This window comes from Kribbella sp. NPDC026596 (assembly GCF_040638415.1).
Classification (GTDB): Bacteria; Actinomycetota; Actinomycetes; order Propionibacteriales; family Kribbellaceae; genus Kribbella.
Genome location: NZ_JBEZYF010000031.1, coordinates 81,366 through 98,071, shown reverse-complemented (window position 1 = coordinate 98,071; position 16,706 = coordinate 81,366). Strand labels below are relative to the sequence as shown.

17 protein-coding genes are annotated in these 16,706 nt (G+C 68.3%); 6 read left to right on the top strand and 11 right to left on the bottom strand.

The annotated features are described in order from the left end of the window. Nucleotides 1–192: 192 nt before the first annotated feature. From rodA to AB0E63_RS25125, 8 genes are all read right to left on the bottom strand, one after another. The gene (gene rodA / locus AB0E63_RS25160; RefSeq protein WP_360370873.1) at nucleotides 193–1,359 is read right to left on the bottom strand and encodes a rod shape-determining protein RodA; all 1,167 of its coding nucleotides are present in this window, start codon (nucleotides 1,357–1,359) and stop codon (nucleotides 193–195) included. Nucleotides 1,360–1,369: 10 nt separating this feature from the next. Further along, nucleotides 1,370–3,424, bottom strand: a complete 2,055-nt coding sequence (gene mrdA / locus AB0E63_RS25155) for a penicillin-binding protein 2 (protein WP_360370870.1) — start codon at nucleotides 3,422–3,424, stop codon at nucleotides 1,370–1,372. A 76-nt stretch (nucleotides 3,425–3,500) separates the two neighbouring features. After that, nucleotides 3,501–4,034, bottom strand: a complete 534-nt coding sequence (mreD, locus tag AB0E63_RS25150) for a rod shape-determining protein MreD (RefSeq protein WP_360370867.1) — start codon at nucleotides 4,032–4,034, stop codon at nucleotides 3,501–3,503. A gap of 1 nt (nucleotide 4,035) precedes the next feature. Next, nucleotides 4,036–4,911: a rod shape-determining protein MreC gene (gene mreC / locus AB0E63_RS25145; protein WP_360370864.1), complete on the bottom strand. Its 876-nt coding sequence runs from the start codon at nucleotides 4,909–4,911 to the stop codon at nucleotides 4,036–4,038. Between the two features lie 82 nt (nucleotides 4,912–4,993). Further along, on the bottom strand, nucleotides 4,994–6,010 hold the full coding sequence (locus AB0E63_RS25140) for a rod shape-determining protein (protein ID WP_131352455.1): 1,017 nt from the start codon (nucleotides 6,008–6,010) through the stop codon (nucleotides 4,994–4,996). Between the two features lie 159 nt (nucleotides 6,011–6,169). After that, entirely contained in the window at nucleotides 6,170–6,580 is a 411-nt protein-coding gene (gene ndk, locus AB0E63_RS25135; protein WP_360370861.1) for a nucleoside-diphosphate kinase, read from the bottom strand. A gap of 37 nt (nucleotides 6,581–6,617) precedes the next feature. Next, on the bottom strand, nucleotides 6,618–6,944 hold the full coding sequence (locus AB0E63_RS25130; RefSeq protein ID WP_360370858.1) for a DUF4233 domain-containing protein: 327 nt from the start codon (nucleotides 6,942–6,944) through the stop codon (nucleotides 6,618–6,620). After that, nucleotides 6,941–8,302 carry a folylpolyglutamate synthase/dihydrofolate synthase family protein gene (locus AB0E63_RS25125; RefSeq protein WP_360370855.1) on the bottom strand — a complete coding sequence of 454 codons (1,362 nt, stop codon included), beginning with the start codon at nucleotides 8,300–8,302 and terminating at the stop codon, nucleotides 6,941–6,943. Before AB0E63_RS25125 ends, AB0E63_RS25130 begins: the two co-directional genes overlap by 4 nt. A 74-nt stretch (nucleotides 8,303–8,376) precedes the next feature. Between AB0E63_RS25125 and valS the strand changes: the two genes are divergently transcribed. Next, nucleotides 8,377–10,917 carry a valine--tRNA ligase gene (gene valS, locus AB0E63_RS25120; RefSeq protein WP_360370852.1) on the top strand — a complete coding sequence of 847 codons (2,541 nt, stop codon included), beginning with the start codon at nucleotides 8,377–8,379 and terminating at the stop codon, nucleotides 10,915–10,917. Nucleotides 10,918–11,023: 106 nt separating this feature from the next. Further along, nucleotides 11,024–11,800, top strand: coding sequence for a hypothetical protein (locus AB0E63_RS25115; protein ID WP_360370849.1), 777 nt, complete (start codon nucleotides 11,024–11,026; stop codon nucleotides 11,798–11,800). Nucleotides 11,801–11,802: 2 nt separating this feature from the next. Here AB0E63_RS25115 and AB0E63_RS25110 read toward each other — a convergent pair whose 3' ends face one another. Together AB0E63_RS25110 and AB0E63_RS25105 are read right to left on the bottom strand one after the other, a co-directional pair. Then, entirely contained in the window at nucleotides 11,803–12,726 is a 924-nt protein-coding gene (locus AB0E63_RS25110; protein WP_360370846.1) for an AEC family transporter, read from the bottom strand. A gap of 84 nt (nucleotides 12,727–12,810) precedes the next feature. Continuing rightward, nucleotides 12,811–13,278: a MarR family transcriptional regulator gene (locus tag AB0E63_RS25105; RefSeq protein WP_360370843.1), complete on the bottom strand. Its 468-nt coding sequence runs from the start codon at nucleotides 13,276–13,278 to the stop codon at nucleotides 12,811–12,813. Between the two features lie 57 nt (nucleotides 13,279–13,335). On the opposite strand from AB0E63_RS25105, the gene AB0E63_RS25100 reads away from it, so the two are divergent. The 4 genes from AB0E63_RS25100 (at nucleotide 13,336) to AB0E63_RS25085 (ending at nucleotide 16,157) form a co-directional block, all read left to right on the top strand. After that, nucleotides 13,336–13,764, top strand: a complete 429-nt coding sequence (locus tag AB0E63_RS25100; protein WP_360370840.1) for a PPOX class F420-dependent oxidoreductase — start codon at nucleotides 13,336–13,338, stop codon at nucleotides 13,762–13,764. Then, nucleotides 13,761–14,222 (top strand): nitroreductase/quinone reductase family protein, encoded by a 462-nt coding sequence (locus tag AB0E63_RS25095; protein WP_360370837.1) that lies wholly within the window; start codon nucleotides 13,761–13,763, stop codon nucleotides 14,220–14,222. The genes AB0E63_RS25100 and AB0E63_RS25095 overlap by 4 nt, the downstream gene beginning before the upstream one ends. 76 nt (nucleotides 14,223–14,298) lie before the next feature. Further along, entirely contained in the window at nucleotides 14,299–15,609 is a 1,311-nt protein-coding gene (locus AB0E63_RS25090; RefSeq protein WP_360370834.1) for a phosphodiester glycosidase family protein, read from the top strand. A 17-nt stretch (nucleotides 15,610–15,626) separates the two neighbouring features. Further along, a complete protein-coding gene (locus AB0E63_RS25085; RefSeq protein ID WP_360370831.1) occupies nucleotides 15,627–16,157 on the top strand; it encodes a YbhB/YbcL family Raf kinase inhibitor-like protein in 531 nt (176 codons plus the stop codon). Here AB0E63_RS25085 and AB0E63_RS25080 read toward each other — a convergent pair. Further along, on the bottom strand, nucleotides 16,151–16,672 hold the full coding sequence (locus tag AB0E63_RS25080; RefSeq protein WP_360370828.1) for a hypothetical protein: 522 nt from the start codon (nucleotides 16,670–16,672) through the stop codon (nucleotides 16,151–16,153). The genes AB0E63_RS25085 and AB0E63_RS25080 overlap by 7 nt on opposite strands. Nucleotides 16,673–16,706: the final 34 nt, after the last annotated feature.

Below are 16,706 nucleotides of genomic sequence, written 5' to 3'. Positions count from 1 at the left end.
CCCGGCCTGGACTGAGGAGCGCAAGGAGCGGAGCGACTGGAGCGACGAGGGAAGGCCGGGAGCCAAGGCCCCATGACCACGCCGGCGCCGGAGGCCCGGCCATCAGCAGAGTCGAGCAGGCAGCAGCGTACCTGACGTGTCAGTTCCTTTCGGGGAGGCCCGGCCCTGTGCGGCGTGCTTGGCGGTGGCGGGTCAGAAGCGGTGGGAGCGGAGGTGGATGTTCTGCAGGAGGCCGACGGCGAGCAGGCCGGCGAACATCGACGAGCCGCCGTAGGAGACGAACGGCAGCGGCAGGCCGGTGACCGGCATGATCCCGAGCGTCATCCCGATGTTCTCGAATGCCTGGAACGCGAACCAGCAGACGATCCCGGTCGCTACCAGCCGGCCGAACGCGTCCCGCGCGTTCACCGCGATCCGCAGCCCCCGGAACAGGATCACCGCGAACAGCACGATGATCGCGCCCGCGCCGATCAGGCCGAGCTCCTCCCCCGCCACGGTGAAGACGAAGTCGGTGTGCTGCTCGGGGACGAACGCGTTCTGCGTCTGACTGCCGTGGAACAGCCCCTGGCCGAAGACTCCGCCGTTGCCGATCGCGATCCGGGCCTGGTTCACGTTGTACCCGATGCCCTGCGGGTCCGAGGACGGATTCGCGAACGCGATGAACCGGGCCAGCTGGTACTCCTTCAGCACCTGCAGCTTGATCGCGACCGCGGCCACCACCACGCCCGCCGTGAGCAGGCCGAGCATCCACCGCTTCGGCACGCCGGAGACCGCGATGATCCCGAACATGATCGAGCCGAGCACCATCACTGTGCCCAGGTCGGGCTGCAGCATCACCAGGACGACCGGTACGGCGGCGACCGCGATGGCCTGCGCGACGTCGATCGTCCGGGCGTTCTCGTTGCGGTCGGTCTCACTCTTCTCGGCGATCAGCAACGCCATCCCGACGATCACCGCCAGCTTGGCGAACTCGCTCGGCTGGATCGACATCCAGGGCAGCTGGATCCACGACCGCGAGCCGTTGATCACCGCGCCGACCCCGGGCACCAGGACCAGGATCAGTCCGACGATCGAGGCGGCGTACAGGACCGGGGCGAGGATGCGGACGCGGCGATGGTCGGTGATCGCGGCACCGATCGCGAGCACCAGGCCGATGGCGAAGTTCAGCGCGTGCCGCATCAGGAAGGCGTACTGGTTGCCGTCGGTCAGCGACGTCCGCGAGTGGGTGGCGGACCAGATCAGCATCGCGCCGATGAAGGACAGTGCGACCACGCCGAGCACGAGGACCCAGTCCACGTGCCACACGGTCGACCGGCGGTCCATTCGCGAGCGGACCCGGATCGGGTTCAGCAGTGCCATGACCGGGCCTTCACTGCTTCGGCTTGTTCTGCTCAGCCGGCGGCACGGGCTTGATGTTGTACAGCGTCTCGTAGATCTTGCGGACCGCGTCACCACCGGCGCCCGAACCGGTACCGGCCTGGCTGATCATCATCACCACGGCATAGCGATCGGTGTACGACGCCAGCCACGAGGTGGTCTGCTTGCCGTAGACCTCCGCCGTACCGGTCTTGGCCCGGACCGGCACCTGGTCGACCGGGAACCCGTTGAACTTCCAGGCCGCCGTACCGGTCTTGACCGTCTCCTGCAGGGCCTTGTCGATGTACCGCAGCGTGTTCTTGGAGACCGGGAGCTTGGCGTTGACCGTGGGCTTGATCTCGTGCGACTTGCCGTTCGCCCCGATCCACGACTGCACCACGCGTGGCGCGAACAGCGTGCCGCCGTTCGACAGGGCCGAGTAGACCGTTGCCAACTGCAACGGTGTGACCGTGGTGTCGCCCTGGCCGATGGCGAAGTTCACCGCGTCACCGGCGCGGTACTTGTACCCGTCGACGCAGAACTCGCGGGAGAACTGCTTCAGGAACGCCGACGTCCCGGCCGGCGGGTTGCTCGCCAGCTTGCAGTAATAGTCCTTCTGCGCGTCGTAGTAGGTCTTCTTCCACTTGCGATCCGCGATCCGGCCGCTCACCTCACCGGGCAGGTCGATCCCGGTCGGCTTGCCGAGACCGAACTTCTGCGCCATCTCGACCAGCGGGTCGCGGGTCGTCACATCGCTGGAGTTGCCGCCCTCCTTGAGCCAGAGCGCGTAGGCGATCCGGTAGAAGAAGGTGTCGCAGGACAGCGCGAGCGCCTGGTCGAACCCGATCATCCCGTACGACGCGGACTCGTAGTTCTTGAAGCGGCGGTTGCCGACCTCGAAGTATGACGAGCAGTCGAGCCGCGTCTTCGGGCTGTACCCGGCGCCGAGCGCGGCCGAGGTGGTGATCGGCTTGAACGTCGATCCCGGGGCGAGCTGAGCCTGCAGTGCGCGGGAAACCAGCGGCGTGCCCGACTTGGAGGAGTACAGCGCGTCCAGCTCGCGCTGGGTGATGCCGCCGACCCAGACGCCTGGGTCGTAGCTCGGGTAGCTGGCCATCGCGACGATCCGGCCGGTCTTGGTGTCCATCACGACCGCGGCGCCGGAGTCGGCGACGTACTTCTTCTTGGTGATCTTGTCGTACTGCTTCCGCGCGGTCATGATCGCGTTCTTCAGCTGGGTCTCGACCGAGGCTTGGATCCGCGCGTCGATCGTGGTCACCAAGGTGGCACCCGGGACCGGGGCGGTCTGCTTCTGGATGCCGGTGGTGTACCCGACCGCGTCGACGATCACGTTCTTCACACCGGGCGTGCCGCGCAACAGCTTGTCGTACGTACGCTCGACGCCGGCCCGGCCGACCAGGTCCGAACGGTGCGGGACCGAATCCTGCCCGGCCTTGTCCAGGTCCTCGAGCTCTTCGGTCGTGATCGGCGAAAGGTAGCCGAGGATGTGGGCCGCGTTCACGTGGTACGGCGCCGGGTACGCGCGCAGCGCCTGCGACTCGGCGGCGACACCGGGGAAGTCCTCGCGGCGTTCCATCACCTCGATCGCGATCTGCTCGCTGACATCCTTCGCCACCGGGATCGGCTGGTACGGCGTGCCGTTCCAGCAGGCGGGTGGTTTCGACGCGCCGGGCTCACCGCAGAGCATGGTGCGCGCCTTCAGGTCCTTCGGCTTCTGCCCGAGCACCTTCGCGAGGCGCGTCAGTACGACGCTCTGCTGGCTGTCCGGCAGTTTCGCGAGGACCGACCGGTCGACCGTGATGACGAGCGACACCCGGTTGCCGACCAACGTCCGGCCCTGGGAGTCCACGATCGTGCCGCGCGGCGCCGGCACCAGCACCTCTCGCGTGTGGTTCTGCGTCGCGGCCTGGGTGTAGTCGGCGTTGGACATCACCTGCATGTACCAGAGCCGCCCGAACAACGTGCACAGCAAGGAGAAAACCAGCACCCCGATCACAAACAACCGCAGCCGCGCCTTCAACGGCGCCTCAAACCCGTCGAAGCTCATCCACGTCCTCGCTTCGCTCCGGGCGCGGATGAGGCACGAGACGCGCTGCGCTTGATGATGAACTCGCTTCGCTCGTTCATGGCAGCACTCGCCGGCGTTCGCGAGCGGGGGTGACGCGGCCCATGATCCACATGACGAGGGGGATCACCACGATCGCGCCGACCACGTCGTACCCGGCGGCAATGCCGAGGCGGACGCCGAACTCACCCCAGTCGACGGACGGGTCGTGCAGCAGCGAACCGGTGGCGCTGTAGATGAACAGTGAGATCGCCGTGCCGAGCACCACGGTCACGGCAACCAAGAGCGGGCCGACTGGACCGGTGGACGTCTCCCGACGGATCAGACCGGCCACATAGCCTGCGATCGCGAGGGCGAGGGCCCAGCGACCCGCCGTGTGGTCGGCGGGCGGCACGACGTCGAGCAGCAGACCGCCGGCGAATCCGGTGATCGCGCCCCACTCCGCTCCCCGCGACAACCCCAGCGCGATCACCACGATCAGCACCAGATCGCAGGTCACTCCGGCGACCGCGATGTTGGTCAGCACCGAGGTCTGGATGGTCACGGCCAGCAGCAGGAAGAGGGCTGCCAACCCGATGCGTATGGCGATCACGTCAGTTCCCCTTCCTTTCCTCAGGTATGAGCTGGGTGCGCGGTGCCCGGGCGGGTGGTCCGGTCACCACGCCAACGGTGTCGATCCGGGTGGGATCGACGTACGGCTTGATCGTCGCGGTGGAGCCGAGCGAGCCTTCGTTCGGCGTCACGGAGGTGACGACACCGATCGGGACACCCGGCACGTACGGCGCGTTGCCGCTGGAGCCCCAGGTGACGATCTTGTCGCCGACCTTGGGCCGCGCCTTCAGGTCGACCAGCTTGTAGTCGAGAGTGCCCGCCACCTCGCCGCGGCCGGACACGAAGCCGAGCGCCATCGTGGCGTTCAGCCGGCCGCCGACGGTCGAGTTGCGGTCGCCGATGAGCAGCACGGTCGCGGTCCCCTGGGTGGTCCGCACCACCCGGCCGACCAGACCGGTCCCGTTCAGCACGGTCATGTCGACGCGCACGCCGTCCGCCGTCCCGGCGTCGATCGTGACCGTGTGGTTGAAGCTCTGCGCACTGCCGATCCCGATCACCCGGGCCGGCGTCATCGTGAACGCCGGTGCGAGCTTCAGCAGGTTGTCCAGCTCCATGGCCCGGTTGCGGGCGTAGTCGGAGGTGTTCAGGTCGCGGGTGAGCTGGTCGTTGTCACTCTTCAGTTTTTCGTTCTCTGCTTTCAACCTATCCATTTCCGCGAACCGGTCGCGGAGGTTGTCCACAGGCTGCCGGGCCGAGCTCGCGGTCGACTCGAGCGGACCGAAAACGCCCGCCGCGGCCTCGCGCAGCGGCTCCACCGGCGAACCGACCGAGCGCCGGGCGTCCAGCACGATCAAGGTGAGAGAAGCCAGGATCACCAGGACCAGCACGGTCCGGCGACGGCGGATCTCCCGAGGCATTCCGGCTGAGCGGAGCGGCGCACCGGCCGAACGGATTGCGCTTCTGGCAGGGGTACCGAGGTCTTTGAGCATCGGTGGAACCTCAGCGGCGGTTGTCGGTGACCAGGATGCGGTTCAGGGTCTCGATGTTGTCGACGCACTTGCCGGCGCCGAGGACGACGGCGTCCAGCGGGTTCTCCGCGACATGGATCGGGATACCGGTCTCGTGCCGCAGCCGCTCGTCCATGCCCTTCAGCAGCGCACCGCCGCCGGTCAGCACGATGCCGCGGTCGACGATGTCGCCGGCCAGCTCCGGCGGGGTCTTGTCCAGGGTGGCCTTGACCGCGTCGACGATCGCGGTGATCGGCTCCTCGATCGCCTGCCGAATGTTCGACGAGGACACCTTCACCGTCCGCGGCAGGCCGGAGACCATGTCCCGGCCACGGATCTCGGAGTCCGGCCCGTCGGTGGTCGGGAACGCCGAGCCGATCGTCATCTTGATCTGCTCGGAGGTGGCCTCGCCGAGCAGCAGCGAGTACTCCTTCTTGCAGTAGTTCACGACCGCCTTGTCGATGGCGTCGCCGGCCACCCGGATCGACTGGCTGGTGACGATGCCGCCGAACGAGATGACCGCGACCTCCGTCGTACCACCGCCGATGTCGACCACCATGTTGCCGGTGGCGTCGCGGACCTCGAGGTTCGAGCCGAGGGCGGCGGCCATCGGCTCCTCGATGATGTAGACCTTGCGGGCGCCGGCCATGTAGCCGGCGTCGCGGACCGCGCGCTGCTCGACCGCGGTGATCCCGGACGGCACACAGACCACGATCCGCGGCTTGGCGAAGTACCGGCGCCGGTGCACCCGCTGGATGAAGTAGCGCAGCATCTGCTCGGCGGCGTCGAAGTCGGCGATCACGCCGTCCTTCAGCGGGCGGATCGCGGTGATGTTGCCCGGCGTCCGGCCGATCATCTTCTTCGCCTCGTGCCCGAACGCCACCGCTTCGCGCGGCTCGTCGGTCCGGGTGGCCACCACCGACGGCTCGTTCAGCACCACCCCGCGACCACGGACGTAGACCAGAGTGTTCGCTGTCCCGAGATCGACCGCCATGTCGCGGCCGAGCATGCTGTTCGCCACCGCGGCACCTCCCACTCGACCCAAACCAGGCTAAGCGCCGCCCGCGCACAGCCCATGGACCGACACGACCGCGTCCGCCCGGCACGTATCGTATCCGTTCCTGCACAACCAGTCCTCAGCGGCCTCCGCCGCTGTCCGGGCTGTGGATCAGGGCAGGTCGGGGAACCAGATCTTGATTTCGCGGTCGGCGGACTCCGGGGAGTCTGAGCCGTGGACGAGGTTCTCGCGGTTGGAGAGGGAGAGGTCACCGCGGATGGTGCCGGGGGCGGCCTTGCGGCCGTCGGTGGCGCCGTTCAGGGCGCGGACGACCTCGATCGCCTCGTCGCCCTCGAGAACCAGGGCGACCAGCGGGCCGCTGGTGACGAAGTCCCGCAGCGGCGGGTAGAAGTCGCGCTCGACGTGCTCGGCGTAGTGCTGGTCGGCCAGCTCGGCGTCGATCGTGCGCTGGTCCAGCGCGACGATCCGGAGCCCCTTGGCCTCGAACCGGCCCAGCACCTCGCCGACCAGGCCGCGGCGGACCGTGTCGGGCTTCAGCAGGACCAGGGTGCGCTGCGACATCTGAAACTCTCTCTCGACGTAGTTCTGGGCCGTGAGCCTAACCGGTATGGGCGCGCTTGGCTTCTTCGATGCGGCGGCCGAGGACGATCGCGGCCACCCAGAAGCCCGCGAACGCCAGGCCGAGCACGAACATCACGGGTACGACGAAGCCGAGCCCGACCGCACCGAACTGGACCACTGATCCCAGGATGTAACCGACCTGGTTGCCCAGCAGGCCGGTGGCGACAACGGCCAGCAACGCCAGGCCGACGCAGACGGGCACCGCGATCGCGGGCCGGATGTCGGCGACGGAGATCATCACCGGGGTGACCAGCGCGAGCACGAGCGCCTCGAACCCCAGGACGATCGACGCCAGCGATCTCATTCGTCGGCCTGCTTCGGTTTGCGGACCAGCAGGGTGCGGGCCTCGCCTGCGGTGATGACCGAGCCGGTGATCAGTACGCCGCCGGTGCCCAGGGCGATCGCGTTCTCCTCGGCCAGCCGGATCGCGTCGTCGATCGCGTCGATCAGGTGCGGGCGGACCAGCACCCGGTCCTCGCCGAACACCTCGATCGCGAGCTCACCGAGCTCCTCGGCCGGCATCGAGCGTTCGACGAAGCTGTTCCGGGTGCACACGACCGTTTCCATGATCGGTTCGTACGCCTCCAGGACGCCGTACACGTCCTTGTCCTTCATGCAGCCGAGGACGCCGATCAGCGGCTGGAACGCGAACGCCTCCGAGACCGCGGCCGCGGCCGCCTCGGCGCCGTGCGGGTTGTGGGCGGCGTCGACGATGATCGTCGGGCTGTTCCGGACGACCTCCATCCGGCCGGGGCTGGTGACCTGCTCGAAGCCGGTCTGGAGCAGTTCGGTGGTGACGCGGCCCTCGGACTGCGGTCCGGCGCCGAGGAGCGCCTCGACGGCCGCGATCGCGGTGGCCGCGTTGTGCGCCTGGTACTCGCCGTGCAGGGGGACGAAGATGTCGTCGTACTCGCCGCCGAGGCCCTTGACCGAGATCAGCTGACCGCCAACCGCGAGCGAGCGGGCGGTGAGGCCGAACTCGATCCCTTCGCGGGCGACCGGGGAGCCGACCTCGGCGGCCTTGGCCAGCAGCACCTCGAAGACCTCCAGGCTCTGCTGCGACATCACCGTCGTACCGCCGGGCTTGATGATTCCGGACTTGTCCCGGGCGATGGTGACCGGATCCGCGCCGAGGATGTGGGCGTGGTCGACCGCGACCGGGGTGATCACCGAGACGGTCCCGTCGGCGACGTTGGTGGAGTCCCAGGTACCGCCGAGACCGACCTCGATCACGGCGACGTCGACCGGGGCGTCGGCGAACACGGCGAACGCCATCGCGGTCATCACCTCGAAGAACGACAGCGGGTGTTCCTGCTCGGCGTCGACCACGTCCAGGTACGGCGCGATCTCGGCGTACGCGTCGACGAAGCGCTGCTCGCTGATCGGCTCGCCGTTCAGCGTGATCCGCTCCCGAACCGACTCCAGGTGCGGGCTGGTGAACCGGCCGGTGCGCAGCCCCGCCTCGCGCAGCAGGGTGTCGATGATCCGCGCGGTCGAGGTCTTTCCGTTGGTCCCTGTCAGGTGCACCACGGGGTAGGCCTTCTGCGGGTCGCCGAGCAGCTCGACGAGCCGCTGGACCCGGGCCAGCGTGGGCTCGATCTTGTACTCCGGCCAGCGCTGCTGAAGCCGAGCCGACACGTCGGCGTAAGAAAGGTCGCTCATGAGAAGGCCCAGTCTAGGAGGGGCTGTGGATAAACAGGTCGGAGCACCCCTTGACAGCCACTACGATTGTGCGCATGAGCCTGACGTCCCGTGTTCCAGACAAGCCCAGCCTCGAAGGTCTCGAGGAGAAGTGGGCTGCCGTATGGAAGGAGCAGCAGACCTACGCCTTCGACCGCACCGCGGAGCGCGCCGATGTGTATTCCATCGACACGCCTCCCCCGACGGTCTCCGGGTCGCTGCACGTCGGGCACATCTTCAGCTACACCCACACCGATCTGGTCGCCCGGTTCCAGCGGATGCGCGGGAAGAAGGTCTTCTACCCGATCGGCTGGGACGACAACGGCCTGCCCACCGAGCGCCGGGTCCAGAACTACTACGGCGTCCGGTGCGATCCCTCGCTGCCGTACGACCCCGACTTCACCCCGCCGGCGAAGCCGGACCCGAAGCGGCAGCTCCCGATCTCCCGGCAGAACTTCGTCGACCTGTGCGGTGAGCTGACCCACATCGACGAGCAGGCGTTCGAGGCGATGTGGCGGCGGGTCGGCCTGAGCGTCGACTGGTCGTACCTCTACACCACGATCTCCGAGGACTCCCGCCGGACGTCGCAGCGCGCGTTCCTGCGCAACTTCGCCCGCGGCGAGGCGTATCTGTCCGAGGCGCCGACGATGTGGGACGTCACGTTCCAGACCGCGGTCGCCCAGGCCGAGCTGGAGGCCCGCAACTACCCGGGCTTCTTCCACCGCATCGCGTTCCACGCGCCGCACGGGCCGGTCTACATCGAGACCACCCGGCCGGAGCTGATCCCGGCCTGCGTCGCACTCATCGCCCACCCTGACGACGAGCGGTACCAGGGCCTGTTCGGCAAGACGGTCAAGTCTCCGCTCTTCGGCGTCGAGTTGCCGGTTCTCGCGCACGAGGCGGCCGAGCCGGACAAGGGTGCCGGTATCGCGATGTGCTGCACCTTCGGTGACCTCACCGACGTCCAGTGGTGGCGCGAGCTGCAACTGCCGGTCCGGACCGTCATCGGCCGCGACGGACGGCTGCTGCGCGAGACCCCGGAGTGGCTGGAAGGTTCGCAGCTGTACGGCGAGCTCGCCGGCAAGACCGTGTTCAGCGCACGCGAGCTGATCGTCGAGAAGCTGCGCGAGAGCGGTGACCTGGACGGCGAGCCGACGCCGACGCAGCGGATGGCGAACTTCTACGAGAACGGAGACAAGCCGCTCGAGATCGTCTCGACCCGCCAGTGGTACATCACGAACGGCGGTCGCGACGCCCACCTCAAGCAGGAGTTCATCGACCGCGGCAACGAGCTGGCCTGGGTCCCGGAGCACATGCGGCACCGCTACCTGAACTGGGTCGAGGGGCTGAACGGCGACTGGCTGGTCTCCCGCCAGCGCTTCTTCGGCGTCCCGTTCCCGGTCTGGTATCCGCTGGACCACGAGGGCGAGCCGGACTACGACCACCCGCTGCTGCCGAGCGAGGCCGAGCTGCCGATCGACCCGACCTCGCAGGCCCCGCGGGGGTACGACGAGTCCCAGCGCGGCAAGCCCGGTGGCTTCGAGGCCGACCCCGATGTGATGGACACCTGGGCGACCTCGTCGCTCACCCCCCACATCGTCTGCGGCTGGGAGCGCGACAACGACCTGTTCGGCCGGACCTTCCCGATGGATCTGAACACGCACGCGCACGAGATCATCCGGACCTGGTTGTTCTCCCGCGTCGTCCGGGCCCACTTCGAGAACGGGACGCTGCCGTGGGCGCGCTCGATGATCTCGGGCTTCGTCGTCGACCCGGACCGCAAGAAGATGTCCAAGTCCAAGGGCAACGCGATCATTCCGTCCGAGATCCTGGACAAGTTCGGCTCGGACGCGGTCCGGTGGCGGGCCGCGATGACTCGGCCGGGGCTGGACTCGCCGTTCGACGAGTCGCAGATGAAGGTCGGGCGCCGGCTCGCGATCAAGGTTCTGAACGCGTCGAAGTTCGTCCTCGGCTTCGGGGCGACGACGGTGGACACCGCCGCGGTCACCGAGCCGATCGACCTGGCGATGCTGCAGCGGCTGCGGTCGGTCGTCACCGACGCGACGGCCGCGTTCGAGCGGTACGACTACACCGGTGCGCTCGAGGTCAGCGAGCGGTTCTTCTGGACCTTCTGCGACGACTACGTCGAGCTGGTGAAGGAGCGGGCGTACGGCGGTCAGGGTGAGGCGGCCGCTGCTTCGGCGAAGGCCGCGCTGGCGGTTGCGTTGTCGGTCCAGTTGCGGCTGCTCGCGCCGTACCTGCCGTTCGCGACCGAAGAGGTGTGGTCGTGGTGGCAGGAGGGTTCGATCCACGTGTCGTCGTGGCCGACGCCGGACGCCGACCTCGCGGTCGCCGACCAGGAGCCCGAGGTCCTCGACGCGGTGTCCGAGGTGCTCGCGGGCATCCGTGGCGCCAAGTCGGAGGCGCAGGTCTCGATGAAGACCGAGGTCAGCAAGGTCGAGGTCACCGGTCCCGCCGCCCGGCTCACGCTGGCCGAGCGGGCCGAGCCCGACCTGCGCGCCGCCGGCCGCATCACCGGCGAGATCGTCTGGCACGCGGACGACAGCGACACCATCAAGGTCGTCGCCACACTCTGACCACACGCCTGGGTGCGACCGAAGCGACTACGCTGCGGAACCGATTTGTCTCGATGTGGAACCATCGGGTCCGAACCCCGCGACCCCACGTCCGAGGAGCCAACCCATGAGTGACCCCACCACACCGGAGCCGAAGCCGGCGCACGAGACCAGCACGGCCGGGGACGCTGCGTCGGCGACGGAGACCACGACCGAGATCGCGGCTGTGGGTGCCTCCGACAAGCCAGCGGACGAGAACGCACCCGCAGAGAAGTCTGCCGCAGAGAGGTCTGCAGCCGGGAAGCCTGCTGTCGGGAATAAGAAGTTCTGGCAGCGCGGGAAGGCTGCGAAGCCGGCTGATGGGCCGAAGAAGCCGTGGTATCGGCGGATCCGGGGACCGTGGATGACGGTCACCGCGGCGCTCGTGATCCTGATCGCGCTGGCAGTGCTGGGTTATGTGTGGGGCCTCGGCCCGCTCAACCGCCTGAACACGGCCCGCGGAATCACCCCGCCCGCGAAGCTCGCGGGACTCGACCGGATCACCGATCAGGAGATCCGCGGCCAGTTGCAGCTGGATCAGACGCGGGACGCGTTGAGCCGGATCAACGACGGCAAGCAGGCGACCGTCGAGGCGTACGGGACGATCGACGGCAACCGGATGTACGTGGTGATCGCGCTGCGCGGGAAGGTCGACATCGACAAGACCGTCGCGGACTCCGGCGCGACCCCGGACAAGGTCAAGAAGATCGGCAGCTCTACCTGCGTCGAGTCCACCGGCAACCTCCCGACCCAGTGCTACCGCGGCTCCAACACCCTGACCGTGATCGCCCAGTCCGCCAACGAGGGCGTCGCCGTGGACCAGGTCGCCCCGGTCGCCGAAGAGGCCTTCAGCGCGATGAAGTGACGTCAGGCCAGCAGGCCGGCGATCGCGATCATGATCGGGATCGACAGCAGCGTGCTGAGCAGGACCACGCTCCGCGCGAGGGTGCGGCTGCTGCGGTAGTGAACGGCGTACACGTAGACGTTCTGCGCGGTCGGCAACGCGGCCAGCAGGGTCGGCGCCAACAGAGCCGCGCCATGAAGGTCGAGTAGCCAGCGCCCCACGGCGTACGCGGCAATCGGCTGCAGCACGGTCTTCAGAAGCACGGCCAGTACGACGTCCCGCCGCAAAGTGATCGAGTCCTTCGTGCCCGCGCTCAGGCTGAGCCCATAGGCGACCAACGCGACGGGCACCGCCGCGGCCGCGACGAGCTCGATCGGCCGCATCACCAGCTCCGGCACCTGCACGCCGAGCAGGGAAACCACCAGTCCGAGCAGCGACGCAACGGTCAGCGGATTGCGGAACGGCCGCGCCAGCACGGTCCGCAGCGAAACCCGCCGACCGGATCCCTGCTGATCACCATCCAGTACGGCGAACGCGATCGGCGCCATCACGAGCAACTGGAACAGCAGGATCGGCGCAACCAGCGCCCCATCCCCCAGTACGTACGCCGCCACCGGTACGCCGAGATTCCCAGCGTTCACGTACGACGACGCGAGTACGCCGATCGTCGCCTCGGCCCTCGTCCGCCGCCAGATCGCGGCCACCACCAGGAAGACCAGCTGGACCACGAACAGACTGGCCACATTGGTGACCAGGACCACCGAGAAGATCGAGTGCAGGTCCGCCCGCGCGACGGTCGTGAACAGCAACGCCGGCGTCGCCACGAAGAACGCCAGCCGGGACAGCACCAGCTCGTCCTGGGACCGCAGTACGCGGAGCAGACCGACGACGTACCCGAGGACGGCTACCGCGACCAGCGCGACGAAGGCCCCGACGACGGCGGACACTTCAGGCGCTCAGCGGATTGGACACGCCTGGATCGTAGAGGAAATGTCAGTTGGCAGACCGTGTCGGTTTCATCCGTCGGACGCTCAGCACGGACCGTGTCCACTCCGGCAACTGCTGAGGATGCCGGCCATGGCCGCGCGGAAATGCTCGCGGTCCGCGGGACTCAGACCATCGATGAGCTTGTTCAGAGCCTCGCCGACGTCGGTGTGGAAGGCGGTCGCGGCGCGGCGTCCGGCGTCGGTCAGAGTCACCTGCAAGGCCCGCCGATCGCCGGGGACGGCCGAACGCTCGGCCAGCCCACGCTTCTCGGCCCGGTCCATCAGACCGGTGAGCGCGGCCTTCTCGACACCGAAGCACTGCGCCAGCTCAGCCATGCCCTTCGGGCCACCCAGCAGAACGCAGAGCAGCCTGGCCTGGACCGGCGTCAGCTCGTGCCGTTCGGAGATCCGGGCGTAGAGGCCCTGCACGACAGTCGTGAGCTGCAGCAGCCCCGACGCGGCATCCAGTTGATCCGCGTCCACCCCCATCTCCATCACAGCTCTACGGTACATGGCATGTATAGTTAATGTCGCGTACAGTACGCGGCATTAACCACCGGAGGAGGACCGATGTCTTTCAGCGAAGCGGAGCTCGAGTACCTGCGATCACAGCCGCTCGGCCGGCTCGCGACGGTCGCGAGCGACGGCCAGCCGGACGCCGTACCGGTCGGCTTCGAGTACGACGGGACCTACCTGTACGTCGGCGGCATCGACCCGGTCCGGACCCGGAAGTACCGCAACGTCCAGGACGGGAACACCAAGGTCGCGTTCGTCATCGACGACCTGGCATCCGTCCGCCCCTGGATCCCGCGCTACCTGCGCATCTACGGCGAGGCGGACCTGGTCGAACGCGAGGGCCAGTTCGGCCCGGCGCACTACCTGCGCATCACGCCGACCGTGTCGTGGAGCTTCAACCTGGACGGGCATCCCTTCACGCACGACGAGAAGGTCACCACCACCCGCACGGTGCACACATCCGAGGCGGTGAGCAGCCGATGAGCTTCGACACCCGCCCTGGTACGCACGGCGCCCGGCAACCGCGCGGCCGCGTGATGGCGTGGATGAATCACCTGATGGCCCGGCGGATCCGCCGCCAGCCGCAGAGCAAGTTCATGGGGTTCAATGCGCTCGTCCTGACGACCGTCGGCCGCAAGAGCGGTCGCGAGCGGACGACCCCGGTCGGCTGGTTCCCCGGGATCGGCGAAAGCCGGCTGATCGTCGCGTCCGCGGCCGGCGCACCGGGGAACCCGGACTGGTACTACAACCTCGCCGCGCACCCGGACCAGGTTCGCATCGCCGTCGACGGCCGGACGATCGACGTACGCGCGGAGCAGTTGCACGGACCGGAGCGCGCCGAGGCGTGGGAGCAGATCACCACGGCCGCCCCGCGGTTCGCGCAGTACCAGGTGAAGACCGACCGCGAGCTGCCGATCATCCGGCTCACTCCGCGGCACTGAACCGTAACCTGTCAGATACTGGCAGGCCAGGAGCTGGAACGGAAAGATTCCACCATCGACGATGAGGATGGTGGGCATGACTACTTCCGCTCGAGTGTTCCGGACCGCGTTGAGCGCGGCCGCGGTATTGGGTGTCGTGACGGCCGGCGTCGTACCGGCCGCCGGTGCGACGCCAACAGGTGAGGCCGGTCCGGCTCCGACGGTCGTTCCGGCCGGACAGGGATTGCCGATCGGCGACGCGGATCTGGTGGAGACCCGGAGCAGCCAGGTGCTGGCTCGCGGGGTCACGTTGACGCGGATCGTGCGCGGGACCGACCCGGCGCCGGCCGACCAGATCAACACGACGCCGCGCGGTCCGTGGGTGATCAGCGTGCTAACGATCGACCCGAAGAAGGCGAACGGCCACCTGAAGACGACGTATGGTCCCGACCTCGCGCAGGTGGAGAAGACCTCGGACCTGGTCCGGTCGGCCGGCGCGCTCGCCGGGGTGAACGCGTCGTTCTTCACGTTCACAGCCAACCCGCAGTACCCGGGCGACCCGGTCGGCCTCGGGATCTCCGACGGCAAACTGCTCAGCGAGCCCCTCACCGATCCGGCCGAGGCCAACCTGCTGATCGATGCCAAGAGCAACAAGGTCGTGATGGGCCACCTGAGCTGGTCCGGCACGGTTCGGAACCGCCAGACCGGCGCGGAACTCCCGCTCGAGTTCGTCAACCACCCGCCGGTGATCCCGACCACGTGTGCCACCCTGCCCGACCAGACCACGTGCACAGCGCCGGGCGACGTCGTACTGTTCACGCCGGAGTTCGCCGCCACGACCCCGGTCGGCGCCGGTGTCGAGGTCGTGCTGGATCGCCGCGGCTGCGTCGTACGGACGTCGACCACGCGCGGTACGACGTTGACCGCGAGCCAGACCTCGCTGCAGGCGACCGGCCAGGACACCGCCGCGCTCCTCGCCGTCGCGGCCAAGGGCTGCGTCCGCAACGACCTGAAGGTATCGAACGAGGACGGCGAGAACGTCCCGCTGCACAGCGGCCTGTACGGCGTGACCGGTCGCTACCGGTTGACGGCCAACGGCGAGATCGTCGTACCGAGCGGCACCGGCAGCTTCTTCGACCGCAACCCGCGCAGCATCGCCGGCACGACCCGTGACGGCAAGATCGTGCTCGCCGCCCTCGACGGCCGGCAGACCACGAGCGTCGGTACGACGATGGACGAGACGGCCGCGGTCGCGAAGGCACTCGGGATGCGCAACGCGATCAACTTGGACGGCGGCGGCTCCACCGCGATGGCCCTTCAGGACGGAACCCTGGTCAACCACCCCAGCGGCGCCGGTGGCGCCGAACGATCCGTCGGCGACGCCATCATCTTCGTCCCCGGCCGCTAGACACGTACGTTGGAAGAGTGCGACGGCTGGTGCTGTGGACGACCCTCCTGATCGGAGCGGCCGGGTGCGGTGGTGGACAGGCGAAAGAGCCGGCCACCACCGCCCCGGCCGACATCACAGTGACGAGTACGGCGTTCCGCGACGGCGGACCGATCCCCCGCAAGTACACCTGTGACGGAGACGACGTCTCACCGCCGCTCGCCTGGAAGGGCGCGCCGCCGAACACCGGTGCCCTGGCCCTGGTCGTCGACGACCCCGACGCACCGAAGGGCACCTTCACCCATTGGGTCCTGCTCGACCTCGAGCCGACCACGACCTCGATCGCGGAAGGCCACGCCGGCACCACGCAGGCGAAGAACTCGGCAGGCAGGGCCACGTACTTCGGTCCCTGCCCACCCAGCGGCACGCACCACTACCGCTTCACTGTCTATGCGTTGTCCGAGGCGACCGCTCTCCCCAACGGCGCTGACCTCGACGAGGCCCTGAGGGCGATCGACGCCAAGACCATCGCCCGCGGCCGCCTGACCGGATTGTTCACCCGTCAGTAGCCGTAGCCACCGCCGTTCGAGGTCGACGGCGCCTGGGTCGGCGCTGCGGCGGTCGTGGCCGCGGCGTGCCAGGTGAAGGCGATACCGCCGAACGAGTCCTGCGCGTTGTTGCCCTTGTCCTGGCCCGGCGCGGTGTCGAGCTTGAAGGTGTACAGGGGCTTGCCCTGGAAGGCGAGCTGGTCGGCTCCGTTGTCGGAGCGCTTGATCACGCTGAGTCCGGGCACCGCCTTCGCCGCGTCGGCAGTTCCTGCCGCCGGCATCCAGAAGGTCAAGCAGTTCGCGGTGCACTTGATCATGCCGCCGGCTTCCTGGTCGGCGAAATAGAGCGTCTTGCCGGCCGGGTCGACCAGGGCCTGACCGACGCCGTCGACGTTCTGCACGGAGACGGCTCCGCTCGCGGCCGCCGGCTGATTGCCGGTCGCCGCACCTGTATCGCTGCTGCTGGCACCGCAGGCGGTCAAGGTGGCCAACGCTGCCGTTGCTCCAAGCAACAAAGTGAAAGCTCTGTGGTTCATCTGATGTATCTCCTTTCATGGACAAGTACGCGAA

What these genes read in the sequence shown, in the direction of transcription:
- AB0E63_RS25100 (WP_360370840.1), top strand. Translation starts at nt 13,336, where the DNA reads ATGTCTTTCAGCGAAGCGGAGCTCGAGTACCTGCGATCACAGCCGCTC.
- AB0E63_RS25140 (WP_131352455.1), bottom strand. Translation starts at nt 6,010, where the DNA reads ATGCTCGGCCGCGACATGGCGGTCGATCTCGGGACAGCGAACACTCTG.
- mreC (WP_360370864.1), bottom strand. Translation starts at nt 4,911, where the DNA reads ATGCCTCGGGAGATCCGCCGTCGCCGGACCGTGCTGGTCCTGGTGATC.
- ndk (WP_360370861.1), bottom strand. Translation starts at nt 6,580, where the DNA reads ATGTCGCAGCGCACCCTGGTCCTGCTGAAGCCCGACACGGTCCGCCGC.
- AB0E63_RS25095 (WP_360370837.1), top strand. Translation starts at nt 13,761, where the DNA reads ATGAGCTTCGACACCCGCCCTGGTACGCACGGCGCCCGGCAACCGCGC.
- AB0E63_RS25125 (WP_360370855.1), bottom strand. Translation starts at nt 8,302, where the DNA reads ATGAGCGACCTTTCTTACGCCGACGTGTCGGCTCGGCTTCAGCAGCGC.
- AB0E63_RS25130 (WP_360370858.1), bottom strand. Translation starts at nt 6,944, where the DNA reads ATGAGATCGCTGGCGTCGATCGTCCTGGGGTTCGAGGCGCTCGTGCTC.
- rodA (WP_360370873.1), bottom strand. Translation starts at nt 1,359, where the DNA reads ATGGCACTGCTGAACCCGATCCGGGTCCGCTCGCGAATGGACCGCCGG.
- mrdA (WP_360370870.1), bottom strand. Translation starts at nt 3,424, where the DNA reads ATGAGCTTCGACGGGTTTGAGGCGCCGTTGAAGGCGCGGCTGCGGTTG.
- AB0E63_RS25115 (WP_360370849.1), top strand. Translation starts at nt 11,024, where the DNA reads ATGAGTGACCCCACCACACCGGAGCCGAAGCCGGCGCACGAGACCAGC.
- AB0E63_RS25090 (WP_360370834.1), top strand. Translation starts at nt 14,299, where the DNA reads ATGACTACTTCCGCTCGAGTGTTCCGGACCGCGTTGAGCGCGGCCGCG.
- AB0E63_RS25080 (WP_360370828.1), bottom strand. Translation starts at nt 16,672, where the DNA reads ATGAACCACAGAGCTTTCACTTTGTTGCTTGGAGCAACGGCAGCGTTG.
- valS (WP_360370852.1), top strand. Translation starts at nt 8,377, where the DNA reads ATGAGCCTGACGTCCCGTGTTCCAGACAAGCCCAGCCTCGAAGGTCTC.
- AB0E63_RS25105 (WP_360370843.1), bottom strand. Translation starts at nt 13,278, where the DNA reads ATGTACCGTAGAGCTGTGATGGAGATGGGGGTGGACGCGGATCAACTG.